At 57.8% G+C, this 15,049-nt stretch carries 18 protein-coding genes and 1 other RNA gene; 7 read left to right on the top strand and 12 right to left on the bottom strand.

Features of this window, described 5'->3' with window-relative positions; genetic code table 11:
• Positions 1 to 135 precede the first annotated feature (135 nt).
• A complete protein-coding gene (gene guaD / locus DHN12_RS06195; RefSeq protein ID WP_108859374.1) occupies positions 136 to 1,425 on the top strand; it encodes a guanine deaminase in 1,290 nt (429 codons plus the stop codon).
• Here guaD and DHN12_RS06190 read toward each other — a convergent pair.
• The 3 genes from DHN12_RS06190 to DHN12_RS06180 form a co-directional block, all read right to left on the bottom strand.
• A complete protein-coding gene (locus tag DHN12_RS06190) occupies positions 1,422 to 2,756 on the bottom strand; it encodes an 8-oxoguanine deaminase (protein ID WP_108859507.1) in 1,335 nt (444 codons plus the stop codon). The two genes, guaD and DHN12_RS06190, sit on opposite strands and share 4 nt — an antisense overlap.
• A gap of 114 nt (positions 2,757 to 2,870) precedes the next feature.
• Positions 2,871 to 3,662, bottom strand: a complete 792-nt coding sequence (gene hisN / locus DHN12_RS06185) for a histidinol-phosphatase (protein WP_108859373.1) — start codon at positions 3,660 to 3,662, stop codon at positions 2,871 to 2,873.
• Positions 3,663 to 3,706: 44 nt separating this feature from the next.
• A complete protein-coding gene (locus DHN12_RS06180) occupies positions 3,707 to 4,078 on the bottom strand; it encodes a helix-turn-helix domain-containing protein (RefSeq protein ID WP_058275630.1) in 372 nt (123 codons plus the stop codon).
• Positions 4,079 to 4,398: 320 nt separating this feature from the next.
• On the opposite strand from DHN12_RS06180, the gene DHN12_RS06175 reads away from it, so the two are divergent.
• A complete protein-coding gene (locus tag DHN12_RS06175; RefSeq protein WP_108859506.1) occupies positions 4,399 to 5,355 on the top strand; it encodes an NADPH:quinone oxidoreductase family protein in 957 nt (318 codons plus the stop codon).
• A 7-nt stretch (positions 5,356 to 5,362) separates the two neighbouring features.
• On the opposite strand, the gene DHN12_RS06170 is transcribed toward DHN12_RS06175, so the two are convergent.
• A complete protein-coding gene (locus DHN12_RS06170; protein WP_108859372.1) occupies positions 5,363 to 6,244 on the bottom strand; it encodes a LysR family transcriptional regulator in 882 nt (293 codons plus the stop codon).
• 127 nt (positions 6,245 to 6,371) lie between these two features.
• Here DHN12_RS06170 and DHN12_RS06165 point away from each other — a divergent pair, with 127 nt between their 5' ends.
• Together DHN12_RS06165 and DHN12_RS06160 are read left to right on the top strand one after the other, a co-directional pair.
• Positions 6,372 to 6,581, top strand: a complete 210-nt coding sequence (locus DHN12_RS06165; RefSeq protein ID WP_108859371.1) for a DUF1127 domain-containing protein — start codon at positions 6,372 to 6,374, stop codon at positions 6,579 to 6,581.
• 181 nt (positions 6,582 to 6,762) lie between these two features.
• Entirely contained in the window at positions 6,763 to 7,539 is a 777-nt protein-coding gene (locus DHN12_RS06160) for a Bax inhibitor-1/YccA family protein (protein ID WP_058275627.1), read from the top strand.
• Positions 7,540 to 7,705: 166 nt separating this feature from the next.
• Here DHN12_RS06160 and DHN12_RS06155 read toward each other — a convergent pair whose 3' ends face one another.
• The 4 genes from DHN12_RS06155 to DHN12_RS24390 all read right to left on the bottom strand — a co-directional run bounded on the left by DHN12_RS06155 (position 7,706) and on the right by DHN12_RS24390 (position 9,713).
• Positions 7,706 to 8,212 (bottom strand): hypothetical protein, encoded by a 507-nt coding sequence (locus DHN12_RS06155; protein WP_159089979.1) that lies wholly within the window; start codon positions 8,210 to 8,212, stop codon positions 7,706 to 7,708.
• A 209-nt stretch (positions 8,213 to 8,421) separates the two neighbouring features.
• Positions 8,422 to 8,589: a 50S ribosomal protein L33 gene (rpmG, locus tag DHN12_RS06145; RefSeq protein ID WP_007799108.1), complete on the bottom strand. Its 168-nt coding sequence runs from the start codon at positions 8,587 to 8,589 to the stop codon at positions 8,422 to 8,424.
• A 126-nt stretch (positions 8,590 to 8,715) separates the two neighbouring features.
• Positions 8,716 to 9,288 carry a DUF533 domain-containing protein gene (locus DHN12_RS06140; protein WP_108859368.1) on the bottom strand — a complete coding sequence of 191 codons (573 nt, stop codon included), beginning with the start codon at positions 9,286 to 9,288 and terminating at the stop codon, positions 8,716 to 8,718.
• The gene (locus DHN12_RS24390; RefSeq protein WP_159089978.1) at positions 9,219 to 9,713 is read right to left on the bottom strand and encodes a hypothetical protein; all 495 of its coding nucleotides are present in this window, start codon (positions 9,711 to 9,713) and stop codon (positions 9,219 to 9,221) included. Before DHN12_RS24390 ends, DHN12_RS06140 begins: the two co-directional genes overlap by 70 nt.
• A 24-nt stretch (positions 9,714 to 9,737) precedes the next feature.
• Between DHN12_RS24390 and DHN12_RS06135 the strand changes: the two genes are divergently transcribed.
• The 3 genes from DHN12_RS06135 (at position 9,738) to DHN12_RS06125 (ending at position 11,630) form a co-directional block, all read left to right on the top strand.
• Complete coding sequence (locus DHN12_RS06135; protein WP_108859367.1) at positions 9,738 to 10,373, top strand: DUF1326 domain-containing protein; 636 nt, start codon at positions 9,738 to 9,740, stop codon at positions 10,371 to 10,373.
• Between the two features lie 13 nt (positions 10,374 to 10,386).
• Positions 10,387 to 11,229, top strand: a complete 843-nt coding sequence (locus DHN12_RS06130; RefSeq protein WP_108859505.1) for a DUF2182 domain-containing protein — start codon at positions 10,387 to 10,389, stop codon at positions 11,227 to 11,229.
• A 68-nt stretch (positions 11,230 to 11,297) separates the two neighbouring features.
• Positions 11,298 to 11,630, top strand: a complete 333-nt coding sequence (locus DHN12_RS06125; RefSeq protein WP_058275623.1) for a GYD domain-containing protein — start codon at positions 11,298 to 11,300, stop codon at positions 11,628 to 11,630.
• An 8-nt stretch (positions 11,631 to 11,638) separates the two neighbouring features.
• Here DHN12_RS06125 and rnpB read toward each other — a convergent pair.
• From rnpB to gatA, 4 genes are all read right to left on the bottom strand, one after another.
• Positions 11,639 to 12,038: RNase P RNA component class A (rnpB, locus tag DHN12_RS06120), an RNA gene on the bottom strand.
• 122 nt (positions 12,039 to 12,160) lie between these two features.
• A complete protein-coding gene (locus DHN12_RS06115; protein WP_108859366.1) occupies positions 12,161 to 12,883 on the bottom strand; it encodes an N-acetylmuramoyl-L-alanine amidase in 723 nt (240 codons plus the stop codon).
• Positions 12,822 to 13,520: a hypothetical protein gene (locus DHN12_RS06110; protein ID WP_108859365.1), complete on the bottom strand. Its 699-nt coding sequence runs from the start codon at positions 13,518 to 13,520 to the stop codon at positions 12,822 to 12,824. Before DHN12_RS06110 ends, DHN12_RS06115 begins: the two co-directional genes overlap by 62 nt.
• Positions 13,521 to 13,560: 40 nt before the next feature.
• Complete coding sequence (gene gatA, locus DHN12_RS06105) at positions 13,561 to 15,048, bottom strand: Asp-tRNA(Asn)/Glu-tRNA(Gln) amidotransferase subunit GatA (protein ID WP_108859364.1); 1,488 nt, start codon at positions 15,046 to 15,048, stop codon at positions 13,561 to 13,563.
• Position 15,049: the final 1 nt, after the last annotated feature.

Below are 15,049 nucleotides of genomic sequence, written 5' to 3'. Positions count from 1 at the left end.
CCCCCGGTTGGTTCGCGCATTGACCCCTAATTAGAAGAAGCAGCTACCGGAAAACAATGACAATGAGCCGATTTACCGACAAGTTTCGCCCCACTATGCTGTTTCGCAGTCCCATACAGGCGGAGATGAACGGAAATGGCGCAAAAAACGCTGCTGAAAGGGCGTGTCCTGAGCTTCAACGGATCACCATTTGAAAGTGAGCCGACAGAGGCTGTGACAATCAGCGAAGCGGCCCTGATCGAAGACGGCCGCATATCTGCAGTCGGCGAGGCCGACAGCTTGATATCCGCGAACCGCGATGCCGAAGTTGTAAACCACGGTCAACACGTGATCATGGCTGGCTTTGTGGATGCGCATGTCCATTACCCACAGACCGCGATGATCGCCAGCTGGGGCAAGCGCCTGATCGACTGGCTGAACACATATACTTTCCCCGAGGAAATGAAGTTCGGGAATCCCGACTATGCAGCCGAGATCGCCAACCGTTATTTGGATCTGACGGCGTCGCACGGTACCACGACAATGTGCAGTTTCTGCACCATCCACCCCGAAAGCGTCGACGCATTCTTCACAGCCGCCCAGCAACGCCGGCAGCGTGTGGTGGCAGGCAAAACCTGCATGGATCGCAACGCGCCCGAAGGGCTGCGGGATACCCCGCAGACGGCATATGATCAATCGCAGGCGCTGCTTGAGAAATGGCACGGTGTCGACCGGATATCCTACGCCATCACACCACGGTTCTCGCCCACATCCACGCCCGAACAGCTTGAGGCGATGGGCGCACTGTGGGCCGAACACCCGCATTGCCTGATGCAAACACACCTGAGCGAGCAGACAGACGAAATCTCATGGGTTCGTGAGCTTTTCCCTGATGCGCGGGACTATTTGGATACCTATGAAAAGTTCGGACTGCTGGGCTCACATGGCGTTTACGGCCATGTCATCCATCTGGAATCGCGCGAACGTGACCGGCTGCGCGAGGTTGACGCCTCGCTGATCCATTGCCCGACCTCGAACACGTTTATCGGATCCGGCTTGTTCGACATGGACGGGCTGATGGGCGAAGGGCACCGGGTTGGTCTGGCAACAGATACTGGTGGCGGGTCGAGCTTTTCAATGCTGCACACGATGGCCTCGGCCTATGAAATCGGGCAGCTGCGCGGCTCGCCGCTGCACGCGGCACAACTGCTGTGGCTGGGCACGGTTGGCTCGGCCCGTACGCTGCGGATGGATGATTGCATTGGCAATGTCGCACCGGGGATGGAGGCTGATCTGGTCGTTCTTGACCTCGCCTCAACCCCCGCAATTGCCCAGCGTGAAGCCTGCGCCGATGATCTGTGGGAGGCGATCTTTCCTACGATCATGATGGGCGACGACCGGGCGATTGCTGAGGTTTGGATCGCCGGTCGCCGCGTGTCTTCCTAAGCCTGCAAAGTGCGGGCCAATTGGGTCTGCCGTTCGATCACGCGCGGCAGGTCCAACGTCGTGACATGCCCGTCGCGCACGATCTGGCGGCCTTCAACAAACAGGTGTTTCACCTTCATCGGTCCGGCCAACAGCAATGCGGCCGGGTCCCAGCTGCCTGCACTTTCGATACCACGCGTGTCCCATATGGCGATGTCAGCGCGCTTGCCGGGCTCTAGCCGACCACAATCAGGGCGGTTCAGCACGTCTGCCCCGCCGCGTGTCGCGATTTCCAACGCTTCGCGTGACGACATCGCATCCGCGCCATTGGCAACGCGCTGCAGCAGCATGGCCTGTCGGGCCTCGAGGATCAGACTGCCGTTATCGTTGCTGGCCGAACCGTCGGCGCCCAGACCCACCGGAACCCCGTGATCACGCATGGTTCGAACCGGTGCGATACCGGACCCCAAGCGGCAGTTTGAGCACGGGCAATGCGCCACACCCGTTTGGGTTCTGGCGAACAGATCAATCTCGGCCCCGTCCAGTTTCACGCAATGCGCGTGCCAGACGTCTGATCCGGTCCAACCCAGATCTTCGGCATATTGACCAGGGCGGCACCCGAACTGCGCCTGCGAATACGCTATATCCTCATCATTTTCCGCCAAATGAGTGTGCAGCATCACACCCTTGTCGCGCGCAAGGATTGCCGTGTCGCGCATCAGGTCTCTGCTGACGGAAAACGGGGAGCAAGGTGCCAACCCTACCCGGCACATCGCCCCATCGGATGGATCATGAAACGCGTCAACCACGCGGATCATGTCGTCGAGGATATCGGATTCCACCTCGACCAATGCATCTGGCGGCAAGCCGCCGTCGCTTTCCCCGATGCTCATTGCGCCGCGGGTCGGATGGAATCGCAGACCAATTTCGGCGGCGGCAGCGATCGTATCGTCCAGGCGCGCGCCGTTGGGGTAAAGGTAAAGGTGGTCAGAGCTGAGCGTACAGCCCGACAGAGCCAATTCAGCCAGGCCAATCTGAGCCGACACAAACATCTCTTCAGGGCCGAAACGGGACCAGATCGGATAGAGTGTCTGCAACCATCCGAACAGCAGTGCATCCTGCCCGCCCGGCACAGCCCGCGTCAGGGTTTGGTACAGATGGTGATGGGTATTCACCAGCCCGGGCGTCACAACACAACCCGCAGCATCGTGGATCTCACCGTCGGTTTGCAAGTTGTGGGCGATCTGCGCGATCTGCCCCCCCACGATCAGAATGTCTGCGCCCGACAACTCATGCCGCGCGTCATCCATCGTCAGAATGGTATCTGCATTTTTGATAAGGATTTCGGTCAATTCGCCCTCCTGCAACAGCCCGTCTCATGCAAGAAGTGCAAAGGCTGGCGGAAAACGGGCATAAGAACCAGCCGCGTAGAACCTACCCGACCGGCCAAATTGCGGCAACCAGTTTCAATAGTTGCGCAGGATTTCCAGTGCGACCGCGTGCAGTTCGGGATTCGCCGCCGCCAGAGCCCGCCCGCCATTATGGGCCGGACCGCCCCGCCAGTCAGTCACAACCCCACCAGCAGCCTCGATCACTGCAATGGGGGCCTGAATGTCATAGGCGTTCAGGCTGGATTCGATCACCAGATCAACCTGCCCCGCCGCCACCAGCGCATAGGCATAACAATCCATGCCATAACGGGTCAACTTTGCTTGCCGGGCCACCGCTTCGAACCCTGCGCGGTCCTCAGGTGTGCCAACCTCTGGGAAAGTCGTAAAAACAACCGCCTGATCCAAAGCGGATGTCGAGCGTGTCTTCAACGGTGTCGTTCCAGATGGGCCGGTGACCTGCGCGATATCCGCCGAACCCACAAACCGTTCGCCGATATAGGGTTGGTCGATCACCCCCATAATCGGGCCGTCAGTTGTGCTGAGAGCAATCAGAACCCCCCAAGTCGGAGTACCGCTGATAAAACCGCGGGTACCGTCGATGGGGTCCAGAACCCAAGTCCGGCCGCTGGAGCCTTCTTCGCGACCGAACTCTTCGCCAAAAATGCCATCTTCGGGCCGATGGCGTGCCAGAATCGCGCGCATCGCCTTTTCAGCGTTTCGGTCGGCTATAGTGACGGGGTCAAACCCATCATCCAGTTTGTTCGTGGTGTCCAGATTAGTTTGCCGGAAATACGGAAGAATGGCCGCACGCGCCGCGTCGGCCATTTCTTCGGCAACTTCCAGATCGCTTAGAGAGGTCTCTTGCATGCGTAACCCGTGAGGCGCGCACGGTTTGAAGTCAACCCGCTAATTTATGCGACGTCGCTAAGAACCCGCGCCAGCTCAAAAAGGCGGCGACGTTGGTTTTCGGGAATCGCGTAATAGGACCGCACGAGGTCCAGCGCTTCCTTGTCCCCCATCAGATCGGCAGGAACCGACTTTTTGCCTGATGTTTCTTTTTCGGCCTCTTCCAGACCTTCAAAGAAAAAGCTGACGGGAACGTCCAATGCCTCGGCAATGTCCCACAGTCGAGACGCGCTGATCCGGTTGGCCCCAGTTTCATACTTTTGAATTTGTTGAAACTTAATACCAACTTGCTGCGCCAACTGCTGCTGGGTCATGCCAATCAGCCAGCGGCGATGCCGGACGCGCTTGCCCACATGGACATCGACGTGATGGGTCATTGGTATTCTCCTCTTTTACACACAACTACTAGGGGCGCGCGTTGCTTGTTATCGCAACACTAGCGAGTCGCACTTAACCACTCCCTAATTTGGAACATACCCCCAAAACAGCACCATAGCGCAATATTGCCGCATTTGGGTAATTTTTCAAGAAGGTTGAATCCGTTTCCCGTCACAAAGATTTAAGGTTGTGTGTTTTTGACGCTTCGATGCGTACTGCACCCGCTGTCGGAAAGCCGAATGCAACCGATGCGCCCGGAGAAATGATTGACAAACCCTGGCTGAAAAGAATCTATGCCTCAAAATTACGGAGCGCGATCATGCAGGCATTCACGATTCAATCCCAGGGAAGCGCGGCCCAATTGGCTGAAATTGACCTTCCCGAACCCGGCACAGGGCAAGTGCGCATCGCGATCAAGGCCTGCGGACTGAATTTTGCCGACCTGCTAATGCAGAAGGGTACGTATCAGGACACGCCCGAGGCTCCATTCACGCTGGGTATGGAAGTTGCGGGCGTTGTCGACAAGCTGGGTAACGGTGTTACGCGCCTGAATGTCGGGGACCGCGTGGCCGTATATTCCGGTCAGGGTGGGCTGGCGGAATATGGCGTTTTTGATGCGAGCCGTGCGATACCCCTGCCCGACGCAATTAGCTTTGAAAATGCAGCGGCCATTCAGATCGCTTACGGCACAAGCCACATCGCCCTGGATCACCGGGCGCATCTGCGGCCGGGCGAGACCCTTTTGGTAACCGGTGCCGCAGGTGGGGTTGGACTTACCGCCGTCGAAATCGGCAAGCTGATGGGCGCGACGGTAATTGCCCATGCGCGCGGGCAGGAAAAACTGGATGTGGCCCGCGCGGCTGGTGCGGATCACCTGATCGACGCCTCGGAAGACCTACGCGCACGCGTCAAGGATCTGGGCGGCGCGGATGTCGTCTATGACGCTGTCGGAGGGGATGTCTTCAAAGCCGCGTTCCGGGCAACCAACCCCGAAGGTCGTCTGTTACCCATCGGGTTTGCGGGCGGCGACGTTCCCCAAATTCCGGCCAACCATCTGTTGGTGAAAAACCTGACAGTGATTGGGTTTTACATCGGCGGCTATCTGAGATTCCGACCGCAGATTGTACAGGACAGCTTTGACACGTTGTTCGGCTGGCTCGCCGAGGGGCGGATCAAGCCGCATATCAGCCACGTTCTTCCGTTGGCCGAGGCCGACAAAGGCATGCAGTTGCTGCGCGATCGCGTGGCCACCGGCAAAGTGGTTATTACTCCCTGACGGGCGCTTACCCCACGACGGCTTTGAGCGGGGCACTGCCCAGCATACGAAAATTCTGACGCACCAGCGCGGCCAGCGCTTCGACGACGGCGCCGCGCCCGGTCTCGCCCCCATACAGGTTGATCATATGGGCCGGCAGTTCCGGCAATGCCCCTCCGGTATCGATCTGTTCAAGATGTGCGGGTTCGGTCCCGTCCAGCATGGCGTGAACAGCCAGATCCGCGCTGACAGTCGCCTCGATCGTGCGGTCGTTTTCTGTTTCGACTGACAATTCCCACGGGATACCTTCCGCATCGAGGGCCGAGATCATCTGGGGTCGAAACGCGCACCGCCGCCCAACGGCCAATGGAATCGGATTCTTGCGCCATGCTGACCCGCCCGGCGCCCCAATCCACCGCAAGGGCAACTCAGCGACGGTCTCAGATCCATCACTGGCTGATGCTTCGGTTGTCAGGATCAAATCGCACTCGCCGCGTTTGAACATTTCTTTCAGCTGAAGGGAATATGACGAAATAAGCTGCACCCGAACCCGCGGGAAGTCAGCATTGAAACGCTGCAAGACCCGCGGGATAGCCGGGTAAACGATGTCATGTGGAACGCCCAGAACAACCTCGCCTTCATAGGCCTGATCCGTGAGCTTTGAGATTACTTCGTCATTCAGTGCAATCATGCGCCGGGCATAGGCTAGCAATTGTTCGCCAGATGCCGTCAACGCAATTGTGCGCCCACTACGGTCCAACAATTCAAGACCCAGCAGCTCTTCCAACCGCTTCAACTGCATTGACACGGCGGATTGCGTCAGATGCAGAAATCCGGCGGCCCGTGTGACGCCACCCTGGTCAGCAACGGCAACGAAGGAACGAAGCGTGGTGATATCCAGATTTCGCATGTTCACAAATCCTTATGTATCTCTTCATAAATATTCATTTTCAAAATGTGACATGTTGCGCCATATAAATCAAGGAAGTTGATGGAAAGACGATAAACCATCAGAAAACAGAGAAAGGACAATAAATATGACCCAAATTGCAATCAAACAGCACTGCAAACCGCAGCGTCGCTCTTTGTTGTCCTCACTTCTGGACTCGCTGTCTCTTCTGCGCCAGCGCCAAACGCTTGCCAGACTTGATGATCGCGCTCTGGAAGACATCGGCATCACACGCAAACAGGCCGAAGTCGAGGCGTCACGATCCATTTGGGATGCGCCGGATTTCTGGCAAAAGTGATTCGACACTGCACCTTTTCTCGGTGAATGGCAGCGCGAACCGTCGGGCTGCCATTTTTGTTGCGTGTTTTAGCCAGTTTCGGGCGTTAAACCCTTGAAACACAGCCCGCACTTGCCGATATTTGCGGGGAACGGTGCCAATTTCATTGGTCCGACAAGAAATATGCAAAGGGAGACCCTTAATGGCACAATTTGACACGATCCGGACTGCGACCGGTGCGCGCGCTGCCCAGATTGACGAGGGCCTACGCGCCCATATGAACAAAGTCTACGGCACGATGTCTGTGGGCATGCTGATTACATTCATGGCGGCCTGGGCCATTTCCGGGCTTGCAACCACAACCGACCCATCGGCCGCAGCCGGGCAAATCAGCTCGGGCACCTATCTGACGTCGCTGGGTGCCGCGATCTATACCTCGCCTCTGCGCTGGGTAATCATGTTTGCACCGCTGGCGTTCATCTTTGGCTTTAGCGCCGGTATCAACCGCTTGTCCGCCGCAGCTGCACAGCTGGTGTTCTATGCATTCGCAGCGGTGATGGGCCTGTCGATCAGCTGGATTTTCATTGCCTTTACCGGCATGTCGATCATTCAGGTGTTCCTGATCACGTCGATCGCTTTCGCAGGACTGTCCTTGTACGGCTACGTCACCAAGAAAGACTTGTCTGGAATGGGTACATTCCTGATCATGGGTCTTATTGGCCTGATCGTGGCGATGGTTGTAAACATCTTCCTGCAGTCACCCGCGATGATGTACGCGATCTCGGTGATCGGCGTTCTGATTTTTGCTGGTCTGACCGCCTATGACACCCAGAAGATCAAAACCACCTACCTGCAGATGGCCCATTCGGGCGACCAGGAGTGGTTGGGTAAAGCCGCAATCATGGGCGCGCTGAGCCTGTATCTGGACTTTATCAACATGTTCATGTTCCTGCTGCAGTTGTTCGGCAACCGCGAATAAGACAGACGGAACTCGGTTTCAAAGGCGGGCCAGATTGGCCCGCCTTTTTTGCTTGCCTCGCTGCATGGCATCCCGTCCGAGATGGCAAACAGGCTGCGCGTTAAGAACAAAAAAAGCCCCCACCAACACGGTGGAGGCTTTCTATAGTTGTATCTTTTTGGTTCGATCAGTTGCAGTTCAGAGCAACCGCAAAACCCGAACTGCGCGACGACGACCCCTTGCGGAACACGTCACCCGCAGGCAGGCACCCGGTAAACTGTTCGGCATTTTGGCCAAAGGCTGCGCCGACGTTGTTGTCCACACGGGTGCTGTTGTTTTCGGTCCTAAGCACTCCGAACAAAGTGCCGTTCACGCTGACGGTGCTTAAGAACAGGTTCATATCCGAACCGGTCAGAACGACTGAGTTTGTGTCGCTGCGTCCGCCATTGTCGATCGCGACTCGGGCTACTTTTTCCGCCTCGGTCTGATCCGTTACGACCGGGATGGATGGCAATAAAGCCAATTCCGCCGGAATATTCGTGGCGTCGGGAAGGAACGAGACCGCACCCGGAACATCCGATAGGGTCCGCGGCTCACCATCGATGCCCGTGAAGCCAACACCCGAGCGGTTATAGGGGTCTTCACAAGCCGCAAGGGCGAATACGGCAATTGTGGATAACAAGATTTTTTTCATGGCGACCAACATTTTGGAACGATTTGCTGAAGCGTATGGCCAAGGGCTTCCAAAAAGCAACCCAGCGCCCAACCGAATGGCCGTTACGCTGATGCGTCACTGCAACGGCCAATTCCCGATCCCGGGCATTTCACCCAGCCGCAAGCACAAAGAAAAAGGGTTCCGCAACAGCGAAACCCTTTTCAACTCTGTCCAAGTTGGACGGCAGATTACTTAATCTTGCCTTCCTTGTACTCGACATGTTTCCGAACAACCGGATCGTATTTACGAACGGTCATTTTCTCGGTCATGGTGCGAGCGTTCTTTTTGGTCACGTAGAAGTGGCCCGTGCCCGCGGTCGAGTTCAGACGGATCTTGATTGTCGTCGGCTTCGCCATGGTTATCTCCTGCGTCCGAAAAGGCAGGGGCCTTTCGGTTGAATTCCTATGAGCGTGCGCTTTTACGCCTTGCACGGCTCGTGTCAAGGGCAATTGGGCACATGATCGGCTGATCAGGGATCAGGCCTAGGTCGAAAGTGTCGGCGCGCCCATATACGTGTGAATCTGGTCGCGTTCGGCATCAGATAAACCCAGCGCAGTGGCCAGTTGAACAAGGTAAGAGGCCTCGCGCTGGTTATCCAGACGAATCGCCGCCAGAGACGTGGCATAGACCTGCGCTTTCAATGGCGCACCGGAATCAGCAGCCAGGCCGATCACATCAATCGGGCCATTCAACTGATCCTGGACAAAGGCGCGTTCTTCATCGCTGATGTCATCACCCAATTCGCCCAGAATGGTTTCCTTCTCTTGCTCATCTAGCTCTCCGTCCGCCTTTGCTGCCTGGATCATCGCGCGCAGCATCAGCTTGGCCTGCTCCTCCATCGCCGCGCCCCCGGGTGTGCCTTTGAATACCGTATCCATCATGTCGGCGGTCTGCTGGCTGCCTGACTTTGCTGCCCCCTGCATGGCATTCATCAGCCCACCAAGACCTGCGGCCCCGGCCGGATTGGCCATGCCAAGCTTTCCAATTATCTCTTGCAGCCCACCGGCACCCCCCGGCATCCCGAACTGTTCTGCCATCTTGCCCAGTTGATCCATGCCAAAGCCCCCCCCCTGGCGCCCTGCATCATGTCCTGCAGACCGGCCATTCCACCCATCTGCTTGTATTTTTCCATGCCTTTTGCGGCGGCAAATCCAACTGCGACCGAAGCCAGTGCCTTCATGAAACTCATAACAATCCTCCCAATATTCAAAATGTATTTTTGCAAAATAGCAGGAATCTGCGACTCAAAAATCCACAGATCAGGCAGATGCCCTAACGCTAGCGCAAAGCTGACCAATGGTGGCTTCGTTTCAGCAAGTGAACATGTAACAGGCGTATTCCCGCACAAGTGCATGTCTAATTTGTCAGAAATTCGAATTTGTGATAGTACCGCGCCATCAACAATCCAAAGAAGCCAATTTCCGGCTCGATCTTCGAGGCACCATGAACAGGTAAGCAACCGTGCAAGCAGGGTTTGCACGATTGAATTTGTTTAGGGGGCATCATGACTGAATGGACTATTAAGGGCGAAGAGCTGGCCAATTGTAACTGCAACTTCGGTTGTCCTTGCCAGTTCAGCGTACTTCCGACACATGGCAATTGCGAGGCCGTCGTCGTATTCGACATCGAAAGCGGTCACTATGGGGACACAGATCTGGCGGGCGTGAGGGCGGCTGGGGTGTACTATTGGCCCGGCCCGATCCATGAGGGCAACGGTCAGATGCAACTGATCATAGATGCCAGCGCCAGCGCCGATCAGCGCGCGGCCCTGCAAGCCATCATGACCGGTGAAGATACTGATGAAATGGCAACCTTCTGGTATGTTTACAGCGCGATGGCCCCGACCAAACATGAAACGCTTTTCGTGCCCATCGAACTGAACTGGGACCGCGACGAGCGCACCGGGTTTGCAAAGGTGAACGGCGTCTTCGATGTCGAAGTCAGCCCGATTCCGCATATCGTTTCGGGTGCGGCGCACCGGGCGTCAATTCAGCTGCCAAACGGGTTTGAATACCGACACGCCGAAGCTGCCTCGGGCTCGGCCAAGACACATGGCGGCGAAATTAGCCTGACCTTTGACGCGACACACGCTCATCTGGCCCACCTGAACATTTCGGGCCACGGTGTCCTGGGCGCCTGATCCGGGGGTCATCATGACATCCCATCCCACACCGCCCCGCACCGGGGCGGTTGAGCGGCTTATGCGGCGTGAGCGGGTCATCGTGCTGGCCGGTGTGTCGCTGATCGTTCTGGTTGCAGCCTGGTACACCATCGCCGGGATCGGCATGAACATGACGGCCACCGAAATGACCACGATGGCGGGTCCGATCGGAGAGCCCATGCAAATGGGTGAAGCGCCCAGTTGGGGCCTGCAATACGTAATCCTGATCTTTCTGATGTGGTGGGTCATGATGATCGCGATGATGACCCCCAGCGCCGCACCTGCGGTCTTGCTGTATTCGGCGATAAAGCGTGCGGGACCCGAACGTGACAAGGCCGCGAAGTTCAGCTTTTGCTTTCTCGCAGGCTACCTGATCGCCTGGGCTTTATTCAGCCTTGCCGCGACGGGATTGCAATGGGGGCTGGAAAGCATCGGGCTGTCCGATGGTCCAATGATGACAATCCGGTCCAAAACATTTGCTGGCTGCGTCCTGATTGCGGCGGGCGCGTATCAGTTGTCGGACCTCAAGTCCGCCTGTCTGCGGCATTGTCAAAGCCCTGCCCGATTCATCGCCGATCATCACAAACCCGGTGCGTTTGGTGCGTTCCGAATTGGTGCTTTGCATGGGCTGTACTGTCTGGGCTGTTGCTGGGCCTTGATGGCGCTGCTGTTCGTCGGCGGGATCATGAACCTGTACTGGATTGCCGGAATCGCCATTTACGTGGCTTTGGAAAAGCTGCTGCCGGGTGCACGATGGTTGCCCACCCTGACCGGTCTTGGGCTGATCGCAGTGGGTTTCTGGATCGTTCTGGACGCCCTTATGAGCATTTTTTAAGTCCCGTTTTCAGGCCGCGGAACCGGCCAATTTCAGCGTTCCAAACCATTGAAACAAGGAGAAGACTTATGCCTATTTTCATCACTTATGCGACCTACTCGCAGGATGGCGTCAAAGGAATGCTGAAGAAGCCTGCAGACCGCACGGCGGCCGTCCGGGCGTTGTTGAAAAAAGTCGGCGGCAAGCTTTTGGCTTTTTACATGACGACCGGCGAAAATGACGTGGTGGTCGTAAGTGAAGTTCCGGATGGCACTGACGCAGTAGCAATTGGAATGGCCGTTGCGGCCTCGGGTGCAGTATCAAACGTCGAAACAGTACGCGCCTGGAAGGCGAAGGATTTTGCCGCCATTACCAAGAAGGCCGCCAAACTGACCGGGGCTTATACGCCGCCCGGTAAGTGAACAGAGTTATGCGCGGAGGGCCTGTAAGCCGGATCTTGTTCCGGGGTTGCCCCCTTCGATGACCATTCCTCTAGGCCGCGCATTGCTGCGCGGCTCAAGCTGCCAACCCGGTCCCTCTTGGCCAGGACGTGCCTAGCGGCGGTATCGACTGACGCCGACCGGCCCGCGCGGGGACCCTATTTGGCATTGCTCCCGGTGGGGCTTGCCGTGCCGCCACTGTTGCCAGCGGCGCGGTGGGCTCTTACCCCACCGTTTCACCCTTACCCCTGACCGAAATCCGGGGCGGTCTGATTTCTGTGGCGCTTTCCGTCGGGTTACCCCGCCCGGGCGTTACCCGGCACCGTTGTCTTGTGGAGTCCGGACTTTCCTCTCGGGCCTTGCGACCCCAGCGGCCATCCGGCCCTCCGCGCAAGCGGTGGGTATGCCTTGTGTCAAGCCGCGTCAAGAGTGGAGAGCGCGCGAAGGGGCCAGCCCCTTCTTGGCCTGCGGCCAATTCAACCCCGGGGTATTTTTGCCAGATGAAGAGCGGATCAGGATTGTGGGGTCAAGGGCGCGAAGTCGGCTGGCCGCAATGGCCCTTTGCCCCAGGGGCGATATCGCAAACGAACGGCACTCAGCAGGGTTTCGTCGTCTACTTCAGCACTGAATCCGGCCGCTTGAGCCAGGGTACGAAATCGGTCCTGTGGGGCATCTTGTCGACCATCGCCTTGTTCGCGCGGTGCGGCCAGCGCGTTGCGCTCGAGGCGCAGCCAGTCAAATCGTGGGCCCGGATCGAATTTTCGCCCGGGTGCCATGTCGGAATGGCCGATAACGCCGTTTGGCTGGATGGTCCAACGGTGCATAATCTTATGCAACATCTTCTCTAACCGTTGCATTTGCGGTTCTGAGAACGGGTGTTTGCCGGTGTTATCCAATTCGATACCAATCGAACGGGAGTTAATGTCGCTCTGACCGTGCCACTCGCCCGCCCCTGCGTGCCAGGCGCGGTCCTCTTCCCGCACCAACTGCCAGAGCGTTCCGTCACCACCAATCAGGTAATGCGCCGACACTTCGTGGTCGGGGTCGCATAACCTGTCCAGCGCTTCTTGCGCGTTGTTCATAGCCGTATAGTGCAAAACGATCAGGGACGGCTTCAACCCGTCCCTACGCGGCCCGAAATTGGGCGATGGGTGCCAGATCGGCGCCAATGCGTCAGTTGTTGACGGCGCTGCGGAAGGCACTGGGATCCCAGCCACAAGCGTATCCGTCGCCATCCGGGTCCAGCCCGTTGCGATCACGCTGAGGGCCACCATTGGCCAGAAACTCGATCTGAGCTTGGTCAGGCGACGGGAACTTGGCGCAATTCCGCTGCGCCTTGGCCTCAAGATTGAAACCAGCGCGGCTGTAAAGCTGTGTACCAACTGGATTCGAGGTGCTTAGAGCGTATTGTACGATATTGGGCTGGCCGTCCGATCCGCGCTGCGGAACAGCAGTCGGGGTGACAACTTCGTAGGTCTGGCGGTTCTGTTGAATCAGGGCCGCGTCGTTTTCGATCGTGCGACGTCCTGATACAGCCGCGAAATCCTGTTCGTCGGAGATCGCATTGTTACTGGCGGCAGACAGCGGGACTTGCGTCAACGTGCTTTGCCCCGACGTGTTGGCCAATGCAGCCGCCGTTGCCGACGCGATATCCGCGTTATCCCCGGTTGGGGTGCTGCCGGGTGCGCCCAGTTGTTGTTCTGAAACTTCAGCAGGGCCGGTCAATGGGTTGCCGGTGTAGCCCGGCCCGGCCAGCGCGGCCTCGCGCTGTGCCTGATATTGAGGCGTGTTAAATCCAGTACCCTGGACCGGGGCCACCGTGTTGCAGGCGGCCACAAGTCCGATTGCGGGGATCAGAAGCGTAAAGCGCATTCAGCTGCTCCGTTTTAGCTGGTCTTGCCTGATCCGAGGATTACCACCATTTGCCCGGCTTGGCCACAAATCCGGCGGCACTTTCCAACGCATAAGCTGTGTTCAGCAAATCGCCTTCTTCCCACGGGCGGCCGATCAGTTGCAGACCCAGCGGCAAACCCTGTTGGTCCAAACCTGCGGGAACCGAGATACCGGGCAAACCGGCAAGGTTCACTGTCACGGTAAAGACGTCGTTGAGGTACATCTGCACCGGGTCCGCCTCGGTCATCTCGCCCAGACCAAAGGACGCCGACGGGGTAGCAGGCGTCAGGATTGCGTCGATCCCTGCGGCGAAGACATCTTCGAAGTCTTTCTTGATCAGGGTCCGCACCTTACGGGCGCGGTTGTAATATGCGTCATAGAACCCTGCCGACAGCACATAAGTGCCGATCATGACCCGGCGCTGCACTTCGTGACCAAAGCCTTCGGCGCGAGTCTTTTCGTACATCTCAGTGATGCCGTCGCCCTGCGCCAGCTGGGCGCGGCGGCCATAGCGGACACCGTCATAACGCGCGAGGTTCGAGGACGCTTCGGCCGGTGCAATCACGTAGTATGCGGGCAGCGCATACTTGGTGTGCGGCAGCGAAATGTCGACGATCTCGGCGCCTGCCGCTTTCAACATCTCAGCGCCTTCGGCCCAGAGCCTTTCGATCTCTGCAGGCATACCGTCCATGCGGTATTCCTTGGGGATACCGATTTTCTTACCTTTGATGTCGCCGGTCAGCATCGCCTCAAAATTCGGCACGGCCAGTTCGGTGCTGGTCGAATCCTTGGGGTCATGACCACACATGGTCTCGAGCATAATCGCAGCGTCACGCACGTTCTTGGTCATCGGCCCGGCCTGATCCAATGAAGACGCAAAGGCCACGATGCCCCAGCGCGAGCAACGACCATAGGTCGGCTTGATGCCGGTGATGCCAACAAATGCAGCAGGCTGGCGGATCGAGCCGCCGGTATCGGTGCCGGTGGCGGCCAGACAAAGATCTGCCGCGACGGCCGAGGCCGACCCACCGGATGAGCCACCTGGTGTCAGCTGCGCATCGTCATTGCCGCGGCGCCATGGGCTGACCGCATTGCCGTACACGGAAGTTTCGTTAGACGAGCCCATGGCGAATTCGTCCATGTTCAGCTTGCCCAGCATCACCGCGCCAGAATCTGCCAATTGCTGAGACACAGTAGATTCGTATTCGGGCTTGAACCCTTCGAGGATTTTGGAAGCCGCCTGCGAGGGTACGCCTTTGGTGCAGAACAGATCCTTGATGCCGATCGGCAGGCCGCACATCGACGGCGCGTCGCCTGCTTTGATCCGCTCATCCGCCGCCTTGGCGCGCTCCAGCGCGATTTCGGGCGTTTTATGGACAAAAGCGTTCAGCGCGTCGGCGTCATCGATTGCCTTCAGGCAGGATTCGGTCAGCTCGACAGAGGTTACGTCGCCAGCGCGCAGAGCGTCGCGCGCTTCGGCCAGGCCCAATTTGTTCAGATCGCTCATG

It is taken from the genome of Ruegeria sp. Alg231-54, from assembly GCF_900143525.1.
In the GTDB taxonomy this organism is placed as follows: domain Bacteria; phylum Pseudomonadota; class Alphaproteobacteria; order Rhodobacterales; family Rhodobacteraceae; genus Ruegeria.
Note: the sequence above shows the minus strand (reverse complement) of the source record. Positions and strands in the feature narration are given on the sequence as shown.